Consider the following 25,233-nt stretch of genomic DNA (forward strand, 5'->3'; position numbering starts at 1 on the left):
CTAAGATCACGTCATAACTCGTTATAACAAGTGATCCCGTGATGACCGATAACGTTCTCTCCTTAAGCAGCGTTCCTCTGCACACCCAACTGCGCGACGTATTGCGTACCCGAATTCTCGACGGCGAATACCCGCAGGACAGCCAGATGCCGTCCGAAAGCGAGCTTGGCACGCTGTTCAAGGTCAGCCGCATCACCGTGCGCCAGGCCCTGGGCGATCTGCAGAAAGAAGGGCTGATCTTCAAGATCCACGGCAAAGGCACCTTCGTCGCCAAACCCAAGACCTTCCAGAACGTCAGCACCCTGCAAGGCCTCGCCGAGTCCATGACCGGCCGTGGCTACGAGGTGATCAACCGCCTGCGCAGCTTCAAATTCATCGCCGCCGACAAACTGGTCGCCGAGCGTTTGCAGGTTGCCGAAGGCGAAACTGTTGCGCAGATCAAACGCGTACGGCTGATCAATCGCGAGCCGATTTCGCTGGAAATCACCTACCTGCCCAAGGCGGTCGGCGAGCGTCTGGAGAAGGCCGATCTGGTCACCCGCGACATCTTCCTGATCCTCGAGAACGACTGCGGCATCGCCCTCGGCCATGCCGATCTGGCCATCGACGCGGTGCTGGCCGACAGCGACCTGACTCAGGCGCTGAACGTCGAGGCTGGCTCGCCGATCATGCGCATCGAGCGTCTGACCCACGACGCCAACAGTCAGCCGCTGGACTTCGAACACCTTTACTACCGTGGCGATGCGTTCCAGTACCGCCTGCGGATCGACCGGCAAAAAGGGGCGTGACCATGACCCGCAACACCCTCGAACAGGAATACGACATCGTCGTGATTGGTGGCGGCACCGCCGGCCCCATGGCCGCAATCAAGGCCAAGGAACAGAACAAGGAGCTGCGCGTGTTGTTGGTGGACAAGGCCAACGTCAAGCGCAGCGGCGCGATCAGCATGGGCATGGACGGCCTGAACAACGCGATCATCCCCGGCCACTCGACGCCCGAGCAGTACACCAAGGAGATCACCATCGCCAACGACGGCATCGTCAATCAGGCGGCGGTCTATGCCTACGCCACCCACAGCTTTGAAACCATCGAGCAGCTCGACCGCTGGGGCGTGAAGTTCGAGAAGGACGAAACCGGCGATTACGCAGTGAAGAAAGTCCACCACATGGGCGCCTATGTGCTGCCGATGCCGGAAGGGCACGACATCAAGAAAGTCCTGTATCGCCAGTTGAAGCGCGCGCGGGTGAGCATCACCAACCGCCTGGTCTGCACCCGTTTGCTGACTGACGAGGAGGGCGCCGTCAACGGTGTGATGGGCTTCGATTGCCGCACTGCCGACTTCCATGTGATCAAGACCAAGGCAGTGATCCTCGCGTGTGGCGCTGCCGGGCGCCTCGGTCTGCCGTCCTCGGGTTATCTGATGGGCACCTACGAAAACCCGACCAACGCCGGCGACGGTTACGCCATGGCGTATCACGCCGGGGCCGAACTGGCGAACCTCGAGTGCTTCCAGATCAACCCGTTGATCAAGGATTACAACGGCCCGGCCTGCGCCTACGTCACCGGCCCGCTCGGTGGCTACACCGCCAACAACAAGGGCGAACGCTTCATCGAGTGCGACTACTGGAGCGGGCAGATGATGTGGGAATTCCACCAGGAACTGGAAAGCGGCAACGGCCCGGTGTTCCTCAAGCTCGATCACCTGGCCGAGGAAACCATCCAGAACATCGAGGAAATCCTCCACAGCAACGAGCGCCCGAGTCGCGGCCAGTTTCACGCCAATCGCGGCACGGATTACCGCACGCAGATGGTCGAGATGCACATCTCGGAAATCGGTTTTTGCAGCGGCCACTCGGCGTCCGGCGTGTGGGTCAACGAGCGCGCCGAAACCTCGGTGAAAGGCCTGTACTCGGCCGGTGACATGGCCGCCGTGCCGCACAACTACATGCTTGGCGCGTTCACCTACGGCTGGTTCGCGGGTCACAACGCGGCAGAGTTTGTCGCCGGGCGCGAGTTCTCTGCGCTGGACGCCGAGCAGATCGCGAAGGAAAAGGCCCGGGTCTACGCACCGCTGGATCGCGAACACGGTCTGCCGCCAGCCCAGGTGGAGTACAAGCTGCGGCGCTTCGTCAACGACTACCTGCAACCGCCGAAAGTGACCAAGAAGATGGAAATCGGCCTGCAACGCTTCAGCGACATCGAACGCGATCTCGACGAGATGAAGGCCAACAACGCCCACGAACTGATGCGCGCCATGGAAACCAGCGTGATTCGCGACTGCGCCGAAATGGCTGCCCGCGCTTCGCTGTTCCGCGCCGAAAGTCGCTGGGGCCTGTACCACTACCGCGTCGATCACCCGCAACGGGACGACCGCGAATGGTTCTGCCACTGCCACCTGAAGAAGGGCGAAGACGGACGCATGACCAGTTTCAAGAAAGCCGTCGAGCCTTACATCATCCCGCTCGACGCCGAGGAAATGCAGGCCTACGACCGCCTCCGGGTCGGCGCATTCGCCGCTTGAGGCATCACTAGAGAGAGTCCGAACCATGGCCTACCAAGCCCAGGAAATCTTCTTCCGCTCCAATGCCCCCGTCACCGTGGACGAGGACAAATGCATCGCCGAAAAGGGCTGCACCGTGTGCGTCGACGTCTGCCCGATGGACCTGCTGGCGATCAACCCGGCCACGCAAAAGGCCTACATGGCCTTCGATGAATGCTGGTACTGCATGCCGTGCGAAAAGGACTGCCCGACTGGCGCCGTCAAAGTGGACATCCCTTACTTACTGCGTTGACTGAATGGACGCCATCGCTGGCAAGTCGAATCGTCGCACCGCAGCTCCCACAGGGATCTGCAGTGGGGCACAAATATTGTCGACACCGAAGAAACTGTGGGAGCTGGCTTGCCAGCGATGAGGCCACCCCAGACAGCACAAAAGCCATCCGTAAACCCCGGACGCTGGATTCACCCAACACCCCTCGTTTCCCACCGCGCCCTGATCGCGGCGGAGACGAACATCCTATAAATGATTCGAGGGGATTCAACCATGTTGCGTGCAGCAATCGCCGGTCTGGTACTGGCTTCGTTCACCCTGTCGGCCTCGGCCGAAACCATCCGCATTGCCATCGGCACCCAGGACACCACCATCAACTGCGCCGCCGGCGGCCTGTTGATTCGCGAGCTGGGCCTGCTCGACAAATACCTGCCTCACGACGGCGCCTACAAAGACGCCAAGTACGACGTGCAGTGGAAGAACTTCACCAGCGGCGCACCGCTGACCAACGAGATGGTCGCCGGCAAACTCGACTTCGGCGCCATGGCCGATTTCCCCGGTGCGTTCAACGGTGTGGCGTTTGAAACCGCGGGTAAACACAGCCTGTTCATCAGCGTGCTGTCGGGCAGCATCAAGGGCAGCGGCAACGGCATCGTGGTGCCGAGCGCGTCCGGCGTGCAGTCGCTGAGCGAGCTCAAGGGCAAGACCATTTCCGTGCCGTTCGCGTCCACCGCCCACGGCATGCTGCTGCGCGCGGTGGCGGAGCAGGGCTGGGATCCGCTCAAGGACGTGAACATCATCGCCCAGCCGCCGGAGGTTGCAGGTTCCGCGCTGCAGGCCGGCAAGATCGACGCCCACGCCGACTTCGTGCCGTTCGCCGAACTGTTCCCGAGCCGTGGCTTCGCCCGCAAGATCTACGACGGCGCCCAGGCCAATGCGCCGACCTTCCACGGTGCGCTGGTCGATCAGGCCTACGCGAAAAAGTACCCGGAAATCGTCGTCGCCTACCTGCGCGCCAGCATCGAGGCCAATCAACTGTTGGCCGCCGAACCTGAGAAATACAGCGAACTGATCGCCAAGGTCACCGGCGTCGATGCCGAGGTCAACTACCTGTTCCACGGCCCGCTCGGCGTGCAGACCCGCGACCTGAGCTGGAAGCCGGAGTATCGCCAGGCCGTGGGTACGGCCATCGACACGCTGAAGCTGCTGAAGAAGGCCGATCGCGGGCTCGACCTGAACACCTTTATCGACGATCAGTACATCCGCGCGGCGTTCAAGGCCTCGAATCTGGATTACACCGCGCAACTGGCCAACTACGCGCAGACGCCGTTGAAGTCGGTCGATGCGGCGACCGGGAAAGCAATTTCGGATTTCAGTCATGTTGCGGAAATCTGGGTGCGGGGGGAGGACAAGGTCCGGCGTTATGCCTCGGCTGAAGAGGCGTTCACGGCGCTGGCCGGCCTGAAATCGGAAGGCAAGAACATCCGTGCGGTGTATGCCCAGGCGAGTGACAGCGGGATCAAGTTGCTGGCGGAGCAGGCGTGGTTTGCCAGTGATGCGAAGGGGCGGCTCAGCGCGTTTTTGCTCAAGGGGCAGGCGCAGCAATTTGCCTCGGCGCAGGGCGGGAAAGTCCTCGACTTCACGGATGCCACCACCCAAGCGGTTGCCACCCGTTAACTCAAACGTAGATCGTTCCCACGCTCCGCGTGGGAATGCCGCCATGGACGCTCTGCGTCCGCTTTGGATGTGACGCGGAGCGTCACGGGATGCATTCCCACGCGGAGCGTGGGAACGATCAGAGGTGATATATGTTTTCACGCTGGATCCCCCGAGCCGCCTCATTGCTGCTCTGCCTGCTCTTCTGGCAACTCGCCGCCAGCCACCACTGGAACCTCGGCCTCGTCACCTTCGCCAACGTCCCGACCCCGCTGACCGTGATCGAAGCCGCGCTCGGCCTCGGCGACTCCGGCAAGCTCATCCAGCACCTGACCGCCAGCCTCAGTCGGGTCTTCGCCGGCTACCTTGCTGCGCTGATCATCGGTATCGCCCTGGGCCTGGCCATCGGCCGTTCGAAGTGGGCCGAAGACCTGCTGCTGCCACCGCTGGAAGTACTGCGCCCAATCCCCGCCGTGGCATGGATTCCACTGGCCATCCTGATGTTCCCATCCTCCGAACTGTCGATGGTCTTCATCACCTTCACCGGCGCGCTGTTCCCGATTCTGCTCAACACCGTGCACGGCGTCGAGGGCGTCGACCCGCGCCTGATTGCCTCGGCCAAAAGCCTCGGGGCCGGGCGTCGGGCGATCCTGCTGGAAGTGATCCTGCCGGGTGCCGCACCGAGCATCATCACCGGCCTCGCCATCGGCATGGGCACCTCGTGGTTCTGTCTGGTGACCGCCGAAATGATCTCCGGCCAGTTCGGCATCGGTTACTACACCTGGGAGTCCTACACCATCCAGAACTACGCCGACATCGTGGTCGGCATGTTGCTGATCGGCGTGTTGGGCATGGGCAGCAGCCTGCTGATCAAACGCCTGGGCGGGCTGTTCACGCCCTGGCATCGACCACGAGGAAAAGCCTGATGAGCGTGATGCAAACCCCGGAAGGGCGGATCGATATCCGCCAGTTATCCATCGTCCTCGGCGAAGGCCGGCAAGCGTTTGAAGCGGTGCAGGGGCTGGACTGCCAAATCGAGCCCGGCCAGTTCGTGTGCATTCTCGGCCCCTCCGGTTGCGGCAAGTCGACCTTGCTCGGCGCGCTGGCCGGGCATCTGCAGCCCCATGGCGGACAGTTGAAAGTCGACGGCACCGACGTGTCCGGCCCGTCACCGCAACGCGGCATGGTGTTCCAGCATCACACGCTGTTCCCGTGGCGCACGGTGCGCGACAACGTTGCCTTCGGCCTGAAGATGCGCGGCATCGGCAAAGTCGAGCGCCATCGCGCCGCCGATGAAATCCTCAAACTGGTCGGCCTCGAAGGTTTCGCCGAACGCTGGCCGGATCAACTGTCCGGCGGCATGCAGCAACGGGTGGAGATCGCCCGGGTGCTGGTCAACCGGCCACGGCTGTTGCTGATGGACGAACCCTTCGGCGCACTGGACGCGCTGACCCGGCTGAACATGCAGGAACTGTTGCTGGACATCTGGACGCGGATTCGCACCACCGTGGTGTTCGTCACCCATGACATCGACGAAGCGCTGTTCCTTGCCGACCGCTTGCTGGTGATGAGCGCACGGCCAGGGCGAATCATCGAAGACCTGCGCCTGGATTTCCCCCGGCCACGCACCACCGAACTGGTCACCAGCCACGAGTTCTCGCGCCTCAAGCGCCACTGCCTCGACCTGCTGCGCCACGACAACGACCGACCGCTGCCGCGCCTCAATCCGCTCGGCCTGCCTCCCGAAAATTCCTTGCCGAGATTTGCCCTGTGACCTCATTTTTTGCTGTGACCGATAACGACGACATTCTTGCCCTGCAACCACGCCTGACCGCCGATGACGCCGGTGTACGGCGGATTGCCCTGATCGATCTGGCTGACCTCGAAGAACCGGACGGTCTGCTCTGGCTGGTCGAACGTCTGGCCGAAGACCCCGCCGAAGAAGTGCGTGCCGAAGCGGCGCGTTTGCTGGAGGCCTGGGAAGACGAGCCGGTGGTTGAAGCGCTGTGCCAGGCACTGACGGATCCGTCGCCGGCGGTGCAGGCCGCTGCGGCGCAGAGCCTGAGTCTGCTCAAGACCGAAGCGGCGGGCAGGGTGATTCTACCGTGGACCGCCCATGCCGAAACCGGCGTGCGGATTGCCGCGTTCCGGGCCTTGCGCGAGTTGCGTTTCTCCGGCGCTGCGTCGGCCGCGATTCAGGCGCTGAACGATGCCGACGCCAGTGTCCGCCGCGAAGCCGTCGGCGTACTTGGCTGGCTCAAGCAACTCGACGCGTTGCCGGCACTGGCCCGCCTGGCGAGTGATGACCCGGACACCGAAGTACGTCGCGCCGCCACCGGCGCCCTGGGCCTGGCAAGTGACGCCGAAGTGCTGCCCGCATTGCGCCAGGCCTTGCAGGATCAGGCCTGGCAAGTGCGCGAAGAAGCCGCGACCACCCTTGGCAAGGTCGGCCATACCGACGCGGGCCCGGCGCTGATCGAAGCCTTGGCCGACGACTACTGGCAGGTACGCCTGCGCGCCACCCGCAGCCTCGGGCGCCTCAAGTACGTCGCGGCCCTCGACGCGTTGATCGACACCCTCGGCCATCGCATCAGCAACCTGCGCAAGGAAGCCGCGCTGGCCCTCGGCGAACTGAACGATCGCGGGGCCGTGGCCGCGTTGCAGGCCGCGCAGGACGACGGCGACCCGGAAGTGCGCAAAGCCGTGCGGATTGCCTTGAGTCAGCTGCAATGAATCCGCTGTCGGTCGGTAATTCCCAAAGCGAACACCAGTTACGGCTGAGCTGGCCGGATGGCCGCGAGCAGCTTCTCGACCATGCCGAACTGCGCCGCCAGTGCCCGTGCTCGCAATGCCGGGCGTTTCGCCTGCGGGGCTCGCCGCCCATGGTTGACCCGCGTGTGCGGGTCATCGAATTGAACGCTCAGGGCTACGGCCTGCAACTGGTGTTCAGCGATGGTCACCAGCGCGGGATTTACCCGTGGGCCTATCTGGCGCAGCTGGAGGGGATCACTGTCCCGCCGTCATCGCCGGCCGACAGCCATGGAAAATATCCAGCCCCGGCTGATACAGCGACGTCCTGACTTCGAACAACCCGAGCACCGAATGGAACAGGTTGTCATGGCTCAGATCCGGCTGGCTGCTTTTGCCTTGCAGGCAGCCACGGTCGATGCCCAGTTGCGCCAGGGTGTTGTTGCCGAACCACATCACCATCGGCACATGGGTCTGCGCTTCCGGCGCCAGCGCATAGGGCGCGGCGTGCAGGTACAGGCCGTTCTCGCCAAGCGATTCGCCATGGTCGGACACATACAGCATCGACGTATCGAGATGGTCCTGATTGCGCTTGAGCAGCTCGATCACCTTGGCCAGGAAATGGTCGGTGTAGAGGATCGTGTTGTCGTAGACGTTGACCAGTTCGTCACGGCTGCAACTGCCTAACTGATTGGTGTGGCAGATCGGTTTGAAGCGCTCCATGTCCTTGGGGTAGCGCTCGTAGTATTCCGGGCCGTGGCTGCCGTCGGCGTGCAGGACGATGATCGCGTTGCCCTTGAGGCTGTCGATGTAGCCTTGCAGGTCGGCCAGCAGCGCTTCGTCGAGGCAATTGTTGCCGTCGCAGAACGGTCCCGGCTGATTCTTCGCGATGTCGCGGTTCGGCACCCGCAGGCAGGTGCCCTTGCAGTCGCTGTTGTTGTCCAGCCACAGCACCTGCACGCCGGCCCGTTGCAGGATGTCCAGCAGGCCTTCGTAGGTTTTGCCTTTCTTGTCGCTGTAGTCCTCGCGGGGGAACATCGAGAACATGCACGGCACCGACACCGCCGTCGAAGTGCCGCAGGAATGCACTTGGGTGAAATTGAGGATGTCGAGTTTGCTCAGCTCGGGGTTGGTTTCGCGTTCATAACCGTTAAGCGAGAAATGATCGGCCCGAGCGGTTTCGCCGACCACGAACACCATCAGCGATTTCTTCTCGCGGGAGGCCGCCTTGGCGCTCATCACCGCGTCTTCGCCGATGGCCTGCACCACAAAATGCTTTTTGATCCCCAGCCGTTGCTTGGTGTATTTGCTGATCGCGTAGATGTAGTTGGTCGGGTTGATGAAGTGGGTGAGCTTGTCTTCCTCGCGAAAGATCGGCGCGTAGGTCGAATAGAACGCGCCCACCGAAGCGCCGATTACCAACACACAGGCGACGATCACCAGCACCTTGTTCAGCAAGCCCCGAAAGAACGGCCGATACACCACCGGCCAGCGCCAGATCAACACGGCCGGCAACACACCGAGCAACAGCACGTAAGCCAGCAGTTTGCCGCTGAACAGCGCGGTTGCTTCCCCGGGATTGGTTTCGAACACGTTCTGGATCATCACCGTGTCGATGGTGATCCCGTACTCGTTCATGAAGTACGCCGCGCAGGCCGAGAGCAGGGCCACCAGAGTCAACGCCGGTTTCAGCGTCCAGCGAAACGAGACCAGCGTCAGCAGCAGGGTGATCGCTGCCCAGAGAAACAGCCCGAAAGACGCGAAAAACGCCAGTTTCTGTGCGCCTTGCAAGGTGATCAGCGTTCCCAGTGCTTTCCAGGTCGCCAGGTTGTACAGCGCCACCAGTGCCAGGGAAAACAGCAGCACCAGGCGGGTTGGAGTGATGGACGGTAAACGCAGTCCTTTGCCCAAAGCCATTTCGATACTTTCCTCTACGTCAGTCGAAAACCCATACGGTTACGCGCGTAACTGTAGAAGAGCATTGGTAAAAATTCCGTAAACATCCGGTAACAAAATCACGGTAAGTGCAAAAAAAACGTGGGCGCCAGCAGGCCGGCTCCCACGGACAACTGCGGCGGTTCAGAAGGATTTGCTGACGCTGGCGACGACCGTCGCCGTGCACACGTCCTTGAAGCCCCAACTGCTCAGACACTGGCTCTGCGAAAGGTCGGTGTCGATGTAGCTCAGGCCGAGCACCACGCCGGCCAGGTTGTGGGTCAGTTTGACTTCCCACTCCCGGTAGGACTCTTCGCTATGGCCGGACGCCGAATACATATGCGGATCCTTGAAGTCCATGTTGCCGTAGCGCAGCTTCAGCCCGGAATCGAACGGCAATTCGGTTTCATAGCCGATGTAGCTGTAGAGCGAACTCTGTTTGCTGTCGATGCCCGGCGCGTCACTGGAGTAATAGGCCGCGAGTTTCACGCCGTAGGCGCTGAGAGTCGAATACACCTCGCTCTGGTTGAACTGGCTCTCCTTGGGATACGCGTATTTGATGTAGCCCAGATCCAGGCTCACGGCCTCGGTCGCCTGCCACAGCCAACCGGCGTAGTAATCGACTTCCTGACGGGTTTTCAGGCCGCCACCGAAATCGACGTTCGAACTCCAGGCGCCAAGGTACAGGCCGCTGCTGTGGGCCAGGGTCAGACCGGCCTGCACGGCCGGGTCGTTCTGGGTCTGGGAGATGCCGCGGGTGCGGTAGTCGCTGGCCAGGGTCAGGTCGACCAGCACCGCGAAATCATCGTTCAGGGGGATTGAGTGGCTGCTCAAAGGCAGCAGGCTCAAGGAAGTGAGGGCGAGCAGGGGCAAGGCTTTCATGTGAAGTCCCGTTGTTGTGGTTGTTATGGGCAGGAAGCGGGCAAGGCTGCGCCGGACCCCGGCGACGGGCGCGGGGTCGGGCAGCGGGTACGGCGATTGTTATTAGAGGGTAGGGGCGTAGACCTGGCGGCCGGCGAACCAGGTTTGCAGGACCTGAGTGTCATGCAGGGCCTTGTCGTCGACGCTGAATACATCGCGATCGAGCACGATGAAATCGGCCTGTTTGCCGGGGCTCAGCGAGCCGATCTGTTGCTCCAGGCCGATGGTCCGCGCGGCGTTGGCGGTGTAGGCGTAGAACATGGTTTCGCGGTCCAGGCGTTCGTCGGCGTTGAGCACGCCCAGCGGCCCGGTGCGGGTGATGGCCTGGGCCATGGCGTTCCACGGGTTCGGCGAGGACACCGGCCAGTCGCTGGCGCCGGCAATCGTCGCGCCTTGTTTGAGCAGCGAATGCGCCGGGTATTGATAGCGAAAGGCGAGGGCGCTGACGTAAGGCTTGATCATGTCGGTGGTGTAGTCGTCGGCGCTGGCCCACAGCAGTTGCATCGAGGCAATCACGTTCAGCGGCTTGAAGCGGGCGAACTCCTTCGGGTTGACCATTTGCAGGTGGGTGATCGAGTGCGTTACGCCGCTCTGCCGGTCCTTGCGCGCCTGGGCGATGCCGTTCAGCGATTCGCGCACCGCGCGGTCGCCGATGGCGTGGATGTGCACCAGCCAGCTGCGCTGATCGATGGCACTGACCAGTTCGCCGAAGTGCTGCGGGTCGATCAGCAACTCACCCTGTTTGTGCGAGTTGCTGTAGGGATCGATCATCGCCGCGCTCTGGGCCGGGTATTCGATCACGCCGTCAGCGAAGATCTTGATCCCCGGCAGCGTCAGGTTGGGGATGCCCTGAAACTGCCGGCGAACCTTGTCGAGGGTGTCGAGATCGGCCGGAACGCTTTTCGGGTTGGCCACCAGCAGCGCGGCGACGTGGGCAGTCATGCCGCCGCTTTCCGACAGGGCCTTGTAGGCCGGCAGCACGCCGACGGTTTTCTCGGTGGGCTTGAGGGCGAACACCGGCTCGCCCGGCGCGGCGTTGGCGGCGGGGTCCATCCACGCGGTGATACCGAGGCTGTTGTTGAAACGCACCGCCGATTGCGCTGCCTTGAGCATGTCGGCCGGGCTCGGCACTGGCATTTTCGAGGCCACCCGATCCCAACCGGCGTCGACCACAAAGCCGTCCGGTTCACCGTTGGGCAGTTTGCCGATGGTGTCTTTTTCTGCGTCCGGCAGGGTTTTCAGCAGCGCGGCGTCGATACCCGCACGTTTGAGCATCACATTGTTGGCCCATGCGGTGTGGTGATCGCTGCCGGTGAACACCACCGGCACGTCGGTCCATTCGCCGTGGTTGAAGATTTTGCCCAGCGCTTCAGCCTTGGCCCAATACGCCGAACTCATGCCGGCCACGCTCAACACATCGCCATGCCGGGCCTTGCCGTCGTCACGCCAGCCGCGCAGGCGTTTTTCCAGTTCATCCAGACTGACTACGTCGTCTTCCATATTGGCCGAGACCATTTCCAGTCCGCCGAAAATCGCGTGGGAATGGCTGTCGATCAGGCCGGGCATCAACGCCTGACCTTTCAGGTCGATGACCTGGGTGCCGGGTTCGATCAAGGCCTTGATCTGCGCATCGCTGCCGACTTTCAGCACCTTGCCGTTCTCCACGGCCAGCGCCTGAACCTTCGCTTGAGCGCGGTCGGCGGTGAAAATATTGCCATTGAACAGCACCAGATCGGTGGCGGCCATGGCTTCCATCGAGGCAAAACTCATAGCGGCGATCAGCAGATTTTTTGTGAAAAGCGGGATGAATCTTTTCATTGAACATTTCCTTGTTATTGCGTCTGATGGCCAGATTAGTGGCTGCCAACGCCCGACAGAACGCCTCCCTCACGAAAAACGTTTTTGCCTGAATGGAAAAAGCATGGACAAGTTGGGTGCATTGAAAATGTTCGTGGTCACCGCGCAGCTCGGCAGTTTCAGCCGCGCCGCCGAGCAACTGGGCAAGACCCCGTCGGCCCTGACCAAAGCGGTCAATCATCTGGAATCTGAACTTGGGGCGCGGCTGTTCGAGCGCAGCACGCGGCGGATTCTGCTGACCGAAATCGGTCGGCTGTATCTGGAAACCGCACGCCAAGTGCTGCAACGGCTGGACGAGGCCAGCGAGGAAATCGAGCAGTTGCAGCACGGTCTGCGTGGCAGCCTGAAAATCACCGCACCGCTGGCTTACGGGCGAGCGTTTCTCGATCAGGTGTGTGACGGCTTTTTGCAGCAATACCCGCAGATCAGCCTGCAAGTGGATTTGTGCGACGAATTCGTCAATCTGCTGGAAAGCGGTTACGACCTGGCACTGCGCGAAGGGCACGATGATTTGCCGGGGTTGATCGCGCGAGTGGTCGGCAGCAATCGCCTGGCGCTGTGCGGCAGCCCCGAATACCTGGCGCGCAAGGGCTTGCCGGTCACGCCGCAAACCCTCGATCAGCATGAATGGCTGCTGTACCGGCATCCGTTGCTCAGTCGCGAATTCTGGTGGGCCGAGCGCGACGGCCAGCGCCTGAGCCTGGCGCAACCGGCAGCGCCGCTGTTGCGCAGCGACAATTACGACCTGCTGTTGGCCAGTGCCCTGGCCGGGCGCGGCTTGCTGCATACACCATTGTGGAGCGCTGCGCCGTACATCGCCGACGGGCGACTGGTGCGGGTCATGGCGGATTACGAGATCGACCCGGACAGCTTTGGCCCGCACATTCTGGCGGTGTACCCGAGTCATCGGCGGGCTACGGCCAAGGTTGTGGCGTTTATCGACTACATCGCAGGCTTTCTCGCCGAACGCGGTTTGAACTGACTCCGAGCTTCTGATCGTTCCCACGCTCCGCGTGGGAATGCAGCCCGTGACGCTCCGCGTCACTGGACGCGGAGCGTCCCTAGAGGCATTCCCACGCAGAGCGTGGGAACGATCAGTTACAGGGTTTGAGCTGACTGGCGGTGCTTGTCAGGAAAATCCCACAGGAGTACAAATGTACTCCATGACGACTCTGACTCCCCGCCGTACCGCCATCCTGACCTTTATCCGCGAACGCATCGCCGAACACGGTCAGCCCCCAAGCCTCGCTGAAATCAGCGAGGCTTTTGGTTTTGCCTCCCGCAGCGTGGCGCGCAAGCATGTGCTGGCGCTCACCGAAGCCGGGTTTATCGAGGTCAACCCGCATCAGGCCCGGGGCATTCGCCTGCTCGGGCAACCGGCGCGACCGGAATTGCTCGAAGTCCCGGTGCTCGGCCGGGTGGCCGCCGGTGCGCCCATCGGTGCCGATGCCGACCTGCACAATCGGCTGATGCTCGATCCCGCGCTGTTCTCCCGCACGCCCGACTACATGCTGCGGGTGCAGGGCGATTCGATGATCGAGGACGGCATTCTCGACGGCGACCTGGTCGGCGTGCGACGCAACCCCGAAGCGCTCAACGGCCAGATCGTGGTGGCGCGGCTCGACGGCGAGGTCACCATCAAACGCTTCGAGCGGGTCGGCGATGAGGTTCGCCTGTTGCCGCGCAACCCGGCGTATCAGCCGATTGTGGTGCGGGCCGATCAGGATCTGGCCATCGAAGGGGTGTTCTGCGGTCTGGTGAGGCAAGGCTGATGGGTGCCGTCGTTGCGCTGGATACGCTGTTCAATGGCGGCCAGGTCTGGAAGGGCCGGCCTGCGCCACCGGCCGCCAGCCCGCAACCCACCGGGCACGCGGCGCTGGACGCAGCGTTGCCCAGTGGCGGCTGGCCGGAAGCGGCACTGAGCGAAATCCTGCTGGCCGGGCCCGGTGTCGGTGAACTGCAACTGGTGTGGCCGACCCTGGCGCGGCTGTCGGCGGCGGGGGAGCGCATTGTGCTGGTGGCGCCGCCGTTTGTGCCGTACCCGCAGGCCTGGGCCAATGCCGGGGTCGATCTGCGTCAGTTGTCGGTGATCCGGGCCAGCGAACGCGATGCCTTGTGGGCGGCGGAACAATGCCTGCGCTCGGGCAGTTGCGGCGCGGTGCTGTGCTGGCCGCACAAGGCCGATGACCGCGCCTTGCGCCGTTTGCAGGTGGCGGCGGAAACCGGCCAGACCCTGGCGTTCGCGTGGCGCCCCTTGAGCGAAGCGGTCAACCCGTCGCCGGCCGCGTTGCGCATTGCCATCGATGCGCGGCCGGCGCAGTTGCGCGTGCTCAAGTGCCGGGGCGGTCTGGCGCGCAGCGCACCGATTGCCTTCACCGTGGGGCATTGAGGTCGCCATGCGCTGGGTTTGCATTCTGTTTCCGCAATTGGCCCTCGACGCCGTGCTGCGTCAGCGGCCCGATCCCGAGCAGCCGTTGGCGCTGCTCAGCGGCCCGGCCCAGCGCCGGGTGCTGCAAGCGGTCAACCCGGCGGCGCGGGCCCTGGGCTTGCGTCCGGGGCAGTCGATGACCGCCGCGCAGGCCATGAGCAAAGGGTTCGCCACTGTCGATTACGATTCGGCCGAGGTCGAGCACTGGCAGCAGTTTCTCGCCGCCTGGGCCTATCGCTTCAGCGCCCAGGTCAGCGTGCATTACCCGCGCACCGTGGTGTTCGAGATCGAATCGAGCCTCGGTCTGTTCGGTTCCTGGGCGCAGTTCGAGGCACGCTTGCGCACGGAGCTGACCGAGCTGGGTTTTCGTCATCGCATCGTCGCCGCGCCCAATCCGGTGGCGGCGCGGGTGTTGGCCAACGCCTACGACGGATTGGTGGTGCCCGACGGTGAAGCCCTGCGTCATCATCTCGGGCAATTGGCGGTCGACCGCATCGGCCTTGAACCGAGCGTGGCCACGGCGCTGTCGCGCATGGGCCTGCGTAACCTCCATCAGGTGCAGAACCTGCCGCGTCAGGCCCTGGCCCGACGTTTCGAGGCACCGATGCTCAAGCACCTGGACACGCTGTTCGGTGCACGGCCGCTGGCGCTGGCGTTCTACCTGCCGCCGGATCGCTTCGACGTGCGCATCGAACTCAATTTCGACGTGCAGTCCCATCAGGCGCTGCTGTTCCCCTTGCGCCGCCTGACGTCCGATCTGGCGGCTTTTTTGTGCGGGCGCGACAGCGGCGTGCAGCGCTTCGATCTGCACCTGGAACATGCGGGGTTGCCGGACACGCTGATCAAGGTCGGCCTGCTCAGCGCCGAACGCGATCCGGCGATGCTCTTTGAACTGGCCCGTGGTCGATTGGAGCAGGTGCAGGTCGAAGCCCCGGTGCGCGGTTTTCGTCTGCGCGCCGAGGACCTGCCGAGTTTCGTGCCGCAGTTTCAGGAACTGTTCGACGACCGTCCGCAGCAGACCTTGCCCTGGGAGCAATTGCGCGAACGCCTGCGCGCACGGCTGGGGGATGAAGCGGTACAGGGCCTGCGCTTTCAGGCCGACCATCGCCCGGAGTGCGCGTGGCAGAACGCCGACGACAAACAACGTTGCCCCGCATTGCCGGGCGTGCAGCGTCCGGGCTGGTTGCTGGGCGAGCCGCAGTCCGTGCCGGAAGGTTCGGCGCGCATTCTCATGGGCCCGGAGCGCATCGAGTCCGGCTGGTGGGACGGTGACGACGTGCGCCGCGACTATTACCTGATCCAGAACCGCGCCGGCCAGCAAGGCTGGGCGTACCGGGCAGTGGGTGAGGTCGGCCCGTTGTGGCTGCAGGGCTGGTTCGCATGAACCAGGGTTATGCCGAGCTGCACTGCCTGTCGAATTTCAGTTTCCAGCGCGGCGCGTCCAGTGCGCTGGAACTGTTTCAGCGCGCGAAAAAGCACGGCTATCAGGCGCTGGCGATCACCGATGAATGCACCCTGGCCGGGATCGTCCGTGCCTGGCAGGCGGCTAAATCCGTGGAGCTGCCGCTGATCATCGGCAGCGAAATCCGTATCGAGAACGGCCCGAAACTGGTGTTGCTGGTGGAGAGCATCGAGGGTTATCAGGCGTTGTGCGGCTTGATCACCCAGGCTCGGCGGCGTACCCGGAAAGGTCAGTATCAAATACTGCGCGAGGACTTCAGCGAACCGTTGCCGGGATTGCTGGTGCTGTGGGTGCCGGATGCGGTCGATGACGTGGAAGAGGGTCGCTGGCTGAAGCAGACCTTCGGCGAACGACTGTGGCTGGCGGTGCAGTTGCATCGTGGGCAGAACGATCAGCAGCGGCTGGCCGCACTGCTGAGTCTGGCGGATGAACTGCAGATTCCAGCCGTGGCCAGCGGCGATGTGCACATGCACGCCCGTGGCCGACGGGCCTTGCAGGACACCATGACCGCGATCCGTCACCACGTCCCGGTGGCCGAAGCCGGATTGCGCCTGCACCCCAACGGCGAGCGGCATTTGCGCAGCCTCGATGTATTGCGCGAGCTGTATCCACAGACCTTGCTGAACGAATCGCTAAAGCTGGCCCGGCGCTGCACCTTCGATCTGGGCGAGTTGCGTTATCAATACCCCAAAGAGCTGGTGCCCGAGGAACACAGCGCCAGTTCCTGGCTGCGCCACCTGACCGAACAAGGCATCGCCTGGCGCTGGCCGCAAGGCGCACAACCCAAGGTGCTCAAGCAGATCGACGATGAGCTGGAGCTGATCGCCGAACTCGGCTACGAAAGCTACTTCCTCACCGTGCACGACGTGGTGCGCTTCGCCCGGGAGCAGAAAATCCTCTGTCAGGGCCGGGGCTCGGCGGCCAACTCGGCGGTGTGTTTCGCTTTGGGCATCACCGAGATCGACCCGGACCGCACCACTCTGCTGTTCGAGCGTTTCATGTCGAGGGAGCGCAACGAACCGCCGGACATCGACGTGGATTTCGAGCACGAGCGCCGGGAAGAAGTCCTGCAATACGTGTTTCGTCGTTATGGTCGCCGTCGTGCCGCGCTGACGGCGGTGGTCAGCACCTACCACGCCTCCGGTGCGATCCGCGATGTGGCCAAGGCGCTGGGGCTGCCGCCGGACCAGATCAATGCGCTGGCCGACTGCTGCGGTCACTGGAGCGATGAAACGCCACCCGTGGAGCGCCTGCGCGAGGGCGGTTTCGACCCCGAAAGTCCGCTGCTGCACCGGGTGCTGAGCCTGACCGGGCAACTGATCGGCTTCCCCCGGCACCTGTCGCAGCACCCCGGTGGTTTCGTGATATCCGAGCAACCGCTGGACACGCTGGTGCCGGTGGAGAACGCCGCCATGGCTGATCGCACGATCATCCAGTGGGACAAGGACGATCTCGACGCCGTCGGGTTGCTCAAGGTGGATATCCTCGCCCTCGGCATGCTCAGCGCGATCCGCCGCTGTTTCGACCTGCTGCGCCGTCATCGCCATCAGGACCTGAGCCTGGCCACCATCCCGCCTGAGGATCGCCCGACCTACGACATGATCAGCCGCGCCGACACCATCGGCGTGTTCCAGATCGAGTCCCGGGCGCAGATGTCGATGCTGCCGCGCCTGCGCCCGCAAACCTTCTACGACCTGGTGATCGAGGTGGCCATCGTCCGGCCGGGGCCGATCCAGGGCGGGATGGTTCATCCGTACCTGCGCCGTCGGAATCAGGAGGAAGAGGAAACCTATCCGTCACCGGAGCTGGAAGTGGTGCTCAAGCGCACCCTCGGTGTGCCGCTGTTTCAGGAACAGGTGATGCAGATCGCCATCGTTGCCGCCGACTATAGCCCCGGCGAAGCTGACCAGTTGCGCCGCTCCATGGCCGCGTGGAAACGCCACGGCGGGCTGGAACCGCACAAGGAACGACTGGCCGCCGGCATGAAGAAAAACGGCTACAGCCCGGAATTCGCCGCGCAGATCTTCGAGCAGATCAAGGGCTTCGGCAGTTATGGTTTCCCCGAGTCCCACGCTGCCAGTTTTGCCTTGCTGACCTATGCCAGTTGCTGGCTCAAGTGCCACGAACCGGCGGCGTTCGCCTGTGCGCTGATCAACAGCTGGCCGATGGGTTTCTACAGTCCGGATCAGATTCTTCAGGATGCGCGCCGGCATCATTTGCAGATCCGCCCGGTGGATGTACGCGCCAGTGACTGGGATTGCAGCCTGGAGCCGATTGCCGGCGAGCAACCGGCCATCCGCATGGGCCTGCGGATGATCAAGGGCTTTCGCGAGGAGGATGCCCGGAGCATTGAAAAGGCTCGGGCGAGGGGGGCGTTTGCCGATGTCGCCGATCTGGGTGAGCGGGCCGGGCTCGACAGTCGCGCCCAGGCGCTGCTGGCTGATGCCGGGGCGTTGCGCGGCCTGGCTGGTCACCGCCATCGGGCACGCTGGGAAGTGGCTGGGGTGCAGAAACAGCTCGGGCTGTTTGCCGGGTTACCGAGTCAGGAAGAGCCGGATGTGTTACTGCCGACGCCGAGTGTCAGCGAAGACCTGTTCACCGACTACGCCACCCTTGGTACCACGCTGGGGCCGCACCCGCTGACGCTGTTGCGCAACGAGTTGCGGGCGCGGCGCTGTCGCAGTTCCCGGGAGTTGCTGGAGGTCGAACACGGCCGGCCGGTCAGCGTGGCGGGGCTGGTGACCGGGCGTCAGCGGCCGGGCACTGCCAGTGGCGTGACCTTCGTGACCCTGGAAGACGAGTTCGGCAACGTCAACGTGGTGGTCTGGCGCGATCTGGCCGAGCGTCAGCGGCAGGTGCTGGTGGGCTCGCAATTGCTCAAGGTCGATGGCCGCTGGGAGCGTGAAGGCGAGGTGCGGCACCTGATTGCCGGACGCCTGAGCGATCTGACTCCGCTGCTCAACGGCATCCGCGTACAGAGCCGCGACTTCCACTGACAACCCGAACTGATCGTTGATCGTTCCCACGCTCTGCGTGGGAATGCCGCCATGGACGCTCCGCGTCCACTGTGACGCAGAGCGTCACGGTATGCATTCCCACGCGGAGCGTGGGAACGATCAGCACGAGCAGCACGCGGAGCGTGGGAACGATCAGCACGAGCAGCACACGGAGCGTGGGAACGAGTAATAGCTTTCAGCGCTGTGGCCAAAACCGCTCGCCACCCCCCGGTGCCTCCGTCCACGCTTGCAACGAGCGGGTCGGCAGGTCGAAGTAGTCCCGGGTCCGTGCATAACCATGCCCGCCCATGCGCCCGATCGCATCCAGCCCCAATTGATCGATGTACAGGGTTTTCGGATCGATCAACTCGTCGCGCACATGCGCCATCAACACCTCGCCAAAAATGATCTCCCGCGACTGGCCGATGTTCAGCGCCATCATCCGTCGACATTCCAGCGCCACGGGTGCTTCGCCGATTCGCGGGCATTTGACCGAAGTGCCGGGAATCGCCGTCAGCCCTGCTGCGGTCAACTCATCGAAGCCCGGCGCGAACGGCACGGCGCAGACGTTCATGGCCTCCACCAAGGCGTCACTGACGATGTTGACGGTGAACTCCTGATTCATCTGGATATTGCGCGTGGTGTCCTTCGGGCTCTGGTCGCCGTAGTTCTCCACGCCGAGCGCGAGAATGGGCGGGTCCGCCGACAGCGCATTGAAAAAACTGAACGGCGCGGCATTGACCCGGCCTTCGCCGTCGATGGTGGTGACCAGCGCAATCGGGCGCGGCACCACGCTGCCGATCAGAATCTTGTACTTTTCCCGTGGGCTCAGTTGGCTGAAATCGAAGCTGTGCATGGCAGTGTTCTCTAAAGAAGTGGATCGATGGCGCTCAACGGCGCCTCGGCGCTGTAGTCGTCGGCGAACGCAATGGCCGGCTGGAACAGGGTTTTCCAGTCCGGTCGGCCAAAGGTCCGGTCGCTGTGGCTGCGCATCAGTTTTTCGTATTGGCGCTGGGCCTGACGTTGCAGAGTGGGGTAGTCGACGCCGATGACCTGACCGTCGTGCATCACGCAGCGACCGTCGATGTAACTGGCGATGCAGTCGTCGCCGCGCCCGGCCAGCAGCAGGTTTTTCAGTGGATCGAACAGCGGGCCCAGGTGCAGGCCGCGCAGGCTGAACACGGTGATATCAGCCTTGGCGCCGGGTGCCAGGCGACCGAGGTCATCACGGCCCAATGCCTTGGCGCCGCCGAGGGTCGCGGCGTTGTACAGGTCGAGGCTGCTGGTCAGCGATGGACCACCTTCCATGAGCCGGGCGATGTTCAAACCGTGGCGCATGTTGGCCAGCAAATCCGCCGGCCAGGTGTCGGTGCCGAGGGCAAAGTTGATGCCTTTGGCCCGATAGCGGCCGAACGAATTCAGCGCCTCGCCATCACGGGCGAACACCAGCGGGCAGTGCACCAGACTGGCGCCGCCGTCGATGACCCGTTGCAAGTCGTCATCTCCCGAGGTGTAAATGCCGTGGGGCAACAGGCTGCGCGGGTTGAGCAAATCCAACCGCTGCAACCAGCCCAGCGGCGTGGTGCCGCGCAACTGTTCGACCATCGCTGCTTCGCCGGGCGCCTGACAGCAATGCAGACGCATCGGTGCGTTCAGTTCGCGGCTCAAGGCGGACGTACGCTGAAGCAGCGCCGGGGTGCAGGTCTGGATGCGATCCGGCAGCAGCGCACCGCGAATCAACCCGGCGTGGGCGCCATCGAAATCCTTGAAAAACCGTTCGGCCGCGTCCAGCCCCGCCAGGCCCCGAGCCTCATCCCAGTGATGGGCGAGGGTGCCGTCGGCGCGCCAGTAACTCATGCCGCTCATGTAGCAGGGGCCGAGATAGGTGCGCAGTCCCAGTTCGCCGGCCACGTCGGCGACCGCCGCGAACTCGTCGTAGGTCTCCGCCCATTCGCGGTAGTACATCGAGGTGATCGGCATCGCTGTGGTGATGCCGTTGCGGATCAACTGGGTGAAGGCGTAGCGGTATTTGAAGACCTCTTCTTCCGGGCTGAACGACTCGTGCGGGCCGGCGGCCAGATACTCCGCCGACCACATCCGGCCCATGGCGCGCTCGTCGCCGTTATCCAGGGTCAGCACCGTGGAATCGAGATCGCCGAGGGCGTCGAGGTCGATGAAACCGGGACCGATCAGCGCATTGCCGTAGTCGATCCATTGATCCACCGGCCCTTGGTATCCGCGCCCGACAAACTCGATCCGTGAACCGGCGAACACCACTTCACCATCGCGCCACAGCACATGTTGCGTGCCGTCGAAACCGACCACGCAACCGGCCTTCAGGCCGATCCGTTTCACAGACGGCTGCCCAGCAGACGACCGCCGCTGGCGATCAGTTCGCCGCCGCGATAGACCTGACGCACTGGCCGCGCGACTACCGCTTCACCAAGGGTTTCGACCGGCATCAGCAGAAAGTCTGCCGGCCGGCCGATTCCAAAACCATACTCTTCAACACCCAATGCGCGGGCACCGTTCACGGTCGCCGCGTCGAACGCCGCCGCCAGTTCATCGTCCTTGCCCAGGTCAAAACGGAACGCCAGCAGCATCGCCCGTTCCAGCATGTCGCCATTACCCATCGGCGACCACGCGTCACGAATGCCGTCGGAACCGAGGCAGACGTTGACGCCTGCCTCGCGCAGCGCCAGAAATGGCGGCACCGCGCAGTCGGCCGGTGCCGAACTCATCAGCGAAATCCCCAGCGCCGCGAGGCGTTCGGCGACCGGTTTGACCTGACTCCACGGCAGCATGCCGAGGCAATAGGCGTGGCTGATCATCACCCGGTTCTGCAGGTTGAAACGCTCGGTGTAATCGGCGATCCGGGCGATCTGCCACAGGCCCAGTTCACCTTTGTCGTGCAGGTGAATATCGACGCCGCGCTGGAATTCGCGGGCCAGTTTGAACACGAAATCCAGTTGCGCGATCGGGTCGTTGTCGATGCCGCAGGGGTCGAGGCCGCCGACATTCTCCACGCTCAAGGCCATGGCTTCGCGCATCAGTTCGGCGGTGCCGGGTCGGCTGATCAGGCCGGTTTGCGGGAATACCACCAGTTGCAGGTCGATCAGGTCGCTGTAGGTTTCGCGCAGGTGTTGCATGGCCTCGACGTGGCGCAGGCCGAATTCCGGGTCGATGTCGACGTGGCAACGCATCGTCAAAGAACCCCGGGCGATGCAGTTTTCCAGCAGGGCGCCGGCGCGTTCGGCGATCGGCGCCTTGACTTCACGCAGGACGCGGCGCTCGTTGCTGATGTAGTCCTTGAGCGTCGGGCCGGCGCTGTTCGGGCGCCAGGGCTGGCCGTACAGGGTCTTGTCGAGGTGGACGTGGCTTTCCACCAGCGGCGCGGTCAGGAGCTGGTTCTGGCCGTCGATGTCGGTGGCGGCCAGTGGAGCATCGGAGGCCGGGCGGCGTTGGGTGAACTTGCCGTTTTCGATCAGCAGGTCTTCGGCGGGGGCGCCGTAGGGGCGGATGTTTCTGAGCCAGCGGGGGTGGGACATTTCATACCTCTGTTTCTAGGTTGTCTGGGCGGGCCTCATCGCTGGCAAGCCAGCTCCCACAGGGATTGGTGTCGCTCACAGATCCAGTGTGAGAGTTGGCTTGCCAACGATGGCCGCAACTCGGTCTTGAGTCAGGTGATCAACCCTTGAGCTTCGACCAGATCCGATCCTGCAGCTCCCGCGCCTTGTTGCTGCATTCCTTCTCCGGCCGCAGCCGCGAGGCGTATTCCTCGGGCATGTTGATCGCGTCCATGACCTTCCATTTCGCATCCAGCAACTGATCGCTCTGAATCCCGTTGGCATAGGCAATCGCGTTGGACACGGCCGCCGCGTTTTCCGGTTTCATCATCCAGTCGATGAAAATCTTCGCGTTGCCTGGGTGCGGCGCGCTTTTCGGTACGGCGAAGTTGTCCTGGAACATTGCCAAGCCTTCTTTCGGGTACACGTACTTGATGGTGCTCTTCTGCAACGTGGCGCGGGCCGTCGAGCCGTTCCAGTTCTGCATCATGATCACTTCGCCCGAGGCCATGCGGTCGACGGTGTTGTCGGAGCTGTACATCTTCAAAAACGGTTTCTGTTTTTGCAGCAGTTCGAGGATGCGTTTGGCGTCCTGCGGGTTTTCCGTGCATTCGTCGACATTCAGGTAATGACTGGCGGCGTTGATCACGCTGCTGGAGGTATCGAGGGCGGCGAGCTGGCCTTGCAGTTCCTTGCGCGGCTCGAAGAATTCTTTCCACGAATCATCGAGCTTGCCGCCCGGTACCCGTGCGCTGTCATAGGAAAACCCGGTGGTGCCCCACAGGTACGGCGCCGAAAACTTGCGGCCCGGGTCGAAGCTTGGGTCGCGGAACGGGCCTTTGACGTACTGGAAGTTGTTCAGGGTCGGCGCGTCGATTTCCAGCAGCAGGTCCTGCTTGATCAGCGTCTGCATGATCGACTGCGACGGCACGATCACGTCATACGCGGCGCCGCCGGCCTGCAACTTGGCGAGCAGGGTTTCGTTGCTGTCATAGCCGTCCATGGTGACCTTGATCCCGGTCTCCTTTTCGAACTTGGCCAGCAGGTCCACCGGGTAGTAATCAGTCCAGTTGTAGAAAAACAATTCCTTGGGCTCGGCGGCGTGGGCGCCGAACGCGATGAAACAACTCAGGGCCAGACCGGATACTGCCAGACGCATGTTTTTCACTTTCATGAGCGCGCTCCAGGTTTATTGTTGTTTGCCGCGTTGGCCGAGCCAGAAGGCCAGCACCACCAGCACGATGGAAATCACCAGCATCAGGGTCGAAATCGCGTTGATCTCGGGCGTTACCCCGGCCTTGATCGCCGAGAAGATGTACACCGGCAACGTGGTCGAACCGGGCCCGGCGACGAAGAAGGTCATGATGAAATCGTCGAGGCTGACCACGAACGCCAGCACCGAACCGGACAACACCGCCGGCCACAGCAGCGGCAGGGTCACGCGGCGAAACACCTGCCACGGATTGGCGTACAGGTCGTTGGCGGCCTCCAGCAGGCTCTTGTCCAGATCGTTGAGCCGTGCGCGGATCGGCAGGTAGGCGAACGGAATGCAGAAGCCGATGTGCGCGACGATCACCGTCATCAGCCCAAGCTTGATCCCCAGCGCCATGAACAGCAGCAGGGTGGCCACGGCGGTGACGATCTCCGGCAGAATCAGCGGCAGGTTGATCCCGCCCTCGACCATTTTCTGTCCGTAGAACGGCCGGTAAGTCGCCAGGGCTGCGAGCAGTGCAATCGTCGTGGCGCAGACTGTGGCGATGGTCGCGACGATGATCGAATTCAGCGCTGCGGTCTGGATCGATGGATTGGCCAGGATCCGCCCGTACCAGGCGAACGAGAACTCGGTCCACACCGTCGCCGAGCGGTTGGCGTTGAAGCTGTAGGCGATCAACACCAGGATCGGCACGTACAGGTAGGCGAAGATCAGCAGGCTGATTTCCCGGGTTGCGGGGAGTTTTTTCAGGTGCAGAGAGATCATGCTTTCGCTCCCCGGTTCAGGGTTTTCGCCGTGCTACGGCTGTAGAGGGCGTAGAGCACCAGGGACAACAGCAGAATCCCCAGCAACAGGAACGACAGCGAACTGCCCAGCGGCCAGTTGCGCGCGGTGCCGAATTGCTGCTGGATCAGGTTGCCGATCATCAGGGTCTTGCCGCCGCCGAGGATCGCCGGGGTGATGAAGGCGCCGAGGCTCGGCACGAACACCAGCAACGCGCCGGCAATCACGCCAGGCATCGACAGCGGCAGGATGATCCGGCGCAGCGCATGCCAGCGGTTGGCGCCCAGGTCATAGGCGGCTTCCACCAGACGCCAGTCGAGTTTTTCCAGGGTCGAGTAGATCGGCAAAATCATGAACGGCAGGAAGCTGTAGACCAGACCGACGCTGACGGCGAAGTCGTTGTAGAGCAGGGTGATGCCGCCGGCACTCGGGAACAGCGCGTTGAGGCTCTGGGCGACCCAGCCCTGTTCGCGCAGGATGATCAGCCACGCGTAGTTGCGGATCAGCAGGTTGGTCCAGAACGGAATGGTGATGAGCAACACCATCAGATTGCGTCGGCGCGGGGTCAGGCTCGACATCCACAGCGCCACCGGAAAGCCGAACAGAAAGCACAACACCGTGGTGCCACCGGCCTGGAACACCGAGCGCAACAGCGCCTGGGCGTAGACCCAGTTCAGCTCCAGTTCGCCGTCAAAACCTTCCTGGAAAAACAGCTGCACATAACTCTGCAGTTGCCATTGAGCCTGCCAGTCGACACCACCGTAGGTGTTGCGCGGCAGCAGGCTGATGTAACCCATGATCCCCAGCGGAATGGCGATCAGGGCGAGCAGGGTCAACACCACCGGGCTGAGCAACAGCGCGCGGTTGAGGGAGGGGGAAGTGCTGCTGACGCTCATC

General features: G+C 63.1%; 21 protein-coding genes and 1 pseudogene. 13 read left to right on the forward strand and 9 right to left on the reverse strand.

The window, feature by feature from the left end; translation table 11 throughout:
* Nucleotides 1-41 precede the first annotated feature (41 nt).
* The 8 genes and pseudogenes from AWU82_RS05960 to AWU82_RS05995 all read left to right on the forward strand — a co-directional run.
* The gene (locus AWU82_RS05960) at nt 42-788 is read left to right on the forward strand and encodes a GntR family transcriptional regulator (RefSeq protein ID WP_064381227.1); all 747 of its coding nucleotides are present in this window, start codon (nt 42-44) and stop codon (nt 786-788) included.
* Between the two features lie 2 nt (nt 789-790).
* Nucleotides 791-2,521, forward strand: coding sequence for a fumarate reductase/succinate dehydrogenase flavoprotein subunit (locus tag AWU82_RS05965; protein WP_064381228.1), 1,731 nt, complete (start codon nt 791-793; stop codon nt 2,519-2,521).
* Between the two features lie 25 nt (nt 2,522-2,546).
* Nucleotides 2,547-2,792 carry a 4Fe-4S dicluster domain-containing protein gene (locus AWU82_RS05970; RefSeq protein WP_003225615.1) on the forward strand — a complete coding sequence of 82 codons (246 nt, stop codon included), beginning with the start codon at nt 2,547-2,549 and terminating at the stop codon, nt 2,790-2,792.
* A 252-nt stretch (nt 2,793-3,044) separates the two neighbouring features.
* Nucleotides 3,045-4,448: an ABC transporter substrate-binding protein gene (locus tag AWU82_RS05975; protein WP_039768886.1), complete on the forward strand. Its 1,404-nt coding sequence runs from the start codon at nt 3,045-3,047 to the stop codon at nt 4,446-4,448.
* A 131-nt stretch (nt 4,449-4,579) separates the two neighbouring features.
* Entirely contained in the window at nt 4,580-5,353 is a 774-nt protein-coding gene (locus AWU82_RS05980; RefSeq protein WP_064381230.1) for an ABC transporter permease, read from the forward strand.
* Nucleotides 5,353-6,201: an ABC transporter ATP-binding protein gene (locus tag AWU82_RS05985; protein WP_064381233.1), complete on the forward strand. Its 849-nt coding sequence runs from the start codon at nt 5,353-5,355 to the stop codon at nt 6,199-6,201. The genes AWU82_RS05980 and AWU82_RS05985 overlap by 1 nt, the downstream gene beginning before the upstream one ends.
* A complete protein-coding gene (locus AWU82_RS05990; RefSeq protein ID WP_064381236.1) occupies nt 6,198-7,160 on the forward strand; it encodes a HEAT repeat domain-containing protein in 963 nt (320 codons plus the stop codon). The genes AWU82_RS05985 and AWU82_RS05990 overlap by 4 nt, the downstream gene beginning before the upstream one ends.
* Nucleotides 7,157-7,426, forward strand: a pseudogene (locus tag AWU82_RS05995) (gamma-butyrobetaine hydroxylase-like domain-containing protein); the annotation flags it as partial. The gene AWU82_RS05990 and the pseudogene AWU82_RS05995, both read left to right, overlap by 4 nt.
* 7 nt (nt 7,427-7,433) lie before the next feature.
* On the opposite strand, the gene AWU82_RS06000 reads toward AWU82_RS05995, so the two are convergent.
* The 3 genes from AWU82_RS06000 to AWU82_RS06010 all read right to left on the reverse strand — a co-directional run bounded on the left by AWU82_RS06000 (nt 7,434) and on the right by AWU82_RS06010 (nt 11,849).
* Nucleotides 7,434-9,092, reverse strand: coding sequence for a phosphoethanolamine transferase (locus AWU82_RS06000; protein WP_064381240.1), 1,659 nt, complete (start codon nt 9,090-9,092; stop codon nt 7,434-7,436).
* A gap of 162 nt (nt 9,093-9,254) precedes the next feature.
* On the reverse strand, nt 9,255-9,992 hold the full coding sequence (locus tag AWU82_RS06005; protein ID WP_064381243.1) for a TorF family putative porin: 738 nt from the start codon (nt 9,990-9,992) through the stop codon (nt 9,255-9,257).
* A gap of 102 nt (nt 9,993-10,094) precedes the next feature.
* Nucleotides 10,095-11,849 carry an amidohydrolase gene (locus tag AWU82_RS06010; RefSeq protein WP_064381245.1) on the reverse strand — a complete coding sequence of 585 codons (1,755 nt, stop codon included), beginning with the start codon at nt 11,847-11,849 and terminating at the stop codon, nt 10,095-10,097.
* A gap of 103 nt (nt 11,850-11,952) precedes the next feature.
* Here AWU82_RS06010 and AWU82_RS06015 point away from each other — a divergent pair, with 103 nt between their 5' ends.
* From AWU82_RS06015 to AWU82_RS06035, 5 genes are all read left to right on the forward strand, one after another.
* On the forward strand, nt 11,953-12,870 hold the full coding sequence (locus AWU82_RS06015; RefSeq protein WP_064381246.1) for a LysR family transcriptional regulator: 918 nt from the start codon (nt 11,953-11,955) through the stop codon (nt 12,868-12,870).
* Between the two features lie 172 nt (nt 12,871-13,042).
* Complete coding sequence (lexA, locus tag AWU82_RS06020; protein WP_064381249.1) at nt 13,043-13,660, forward strand: transcriptional repressor LexA; 618 nt, start codon at nt 13,043-13,045, stop codon at nt 13,658-13,660.
* Nucleotides 13,660-14,277, forward strand: a complete 618-nt coding sequence (imuA, locus tag AWU82_RS06025; protein WP_064381251.1) for a translesion DNA synthesis-associated protein ImuA — start codon at nt 13,660-13,662, stop codon at nt 14,275-14,277. Before lexA ends, imuA begins: the two co-directional genes overlap by 1 nt.
* A 7-nt stretch (nt 14,278-14,284) precedes the next feature.
* Nucleotides 14,285-15,700, forward strand: a complete 1,416-nt coding sequence (locus tag AWU82_RS06030) for a Y-family DNA polymerase (RefSeq protein ID WP_064381254.1) — start codon at nt 14,285-14,287, stop codon at nt 15,698-15,700.
* Nucleotides 15,697-18,774: an error-prone DNA polymerase gene (locus AWU82_RS06035; RefSeq protein ID WP_064381256.1), complete on the forward strand. Its 3,078-nt coding sequence runs from the start codon at nt 15,697-15,699 to the stop codon at nt 18,772-18,774. Before AWU82_RS06030 ends, AWU82_RS06035 begins: the two co-directional genes overlap by 4 nt.
* 196 nt (nt 18,775-18,970) lie before the next feature.
* Here the strand turns inward: AWU82_RS06035 and AWU82_RS06040 are convergent, their stop codons facing one another.
* The 6 genes from AWU82_RS06040 to AWU82_RS06065 form a co-directional block, all read right to left on the reverse strand.
* Nucleotides 18,971-19,630, reverse strand: coding sequence for a flavin reductase family protein (locus tag AWU82_RS06040; RefSeq protein WP_064381260.1), 660 nt, complete (start codon nt 19,628-19,630; stop codon nt 18,971-18,973).
* An 11-nt stretch (nt 19,631-19,641) separates the two neighbouring features.
* Entirely contained in the window at nt 19,642-21,129 is a 1,488-nt protein-coding gene (locus AWU82_RS06045; protein WP_064381262.1) for an amidohydrolase family protein, read from the reverse strand.
* A complete protein-coding gene (locus tag AWU82_RS06050; RefSeq protein WP_064381263.1) occupies nt 21,126-22,322 on the reverse strand; it encodes an amidohydrolase family protein in 1,197 nt (398 codons plus the stop codon). The genes AWU82_RS06045 and AWU82_RS06050 overlap by 4 nt, the downstream gene beginning before the upstream one ends.
* 139 nt (nt 22,323-22,461) lie before the next feature.
* The gene (locus AWU82_RS06055; protein WP_064381265.1) at nt 22,462-23,514 is read right to left on the reverse strand and encodes an extracellular solute-binding protein; all 1,053 of its coding nucleotides are present in this window, start codon (nt 23,512-23,514) and stop codon (nt 22,462-22,464) included.
* Nucleotides 23,515-23,529: 15 nt separating this feature from the next.
* Complete coding sequence (locus AWU82_RS06060; protein WP_064381267.1) at nt 23,530-24,318, reverse strand: ABC transporter permease; 789 nt, start codon at nt 24,316-24,318, stop codon at nt 23,530-23,532.
* Nucleotides 24,315-25,232 (reverse strand): ABC transporter permease, encoded by a 918-nt coding sequence (locus AWU82_RS06065; protein ID WP_064381269.1) that lies wholly within the window; start codon nt 25,230-25,232, stop codon nt 24,315-24,317. Before AWU82_RS06065 ends, AWU82_RS06060 begins: the two co-directional genes overlap by 4 nt.
* Nucleotide 25,233 lies beyond the last annotated feature (1 nt).

Origin of the sequence: Pseudomonas glycinae (assembly GCF_001594225.2) — a bacterium.
GTDB lineage: Bacteria > Pseudomonadota > Gammaproteobacteria > Pseudomonadales > Pseudomonadaceae > Aquipseudomonas > Aquipseudomonas glycinae.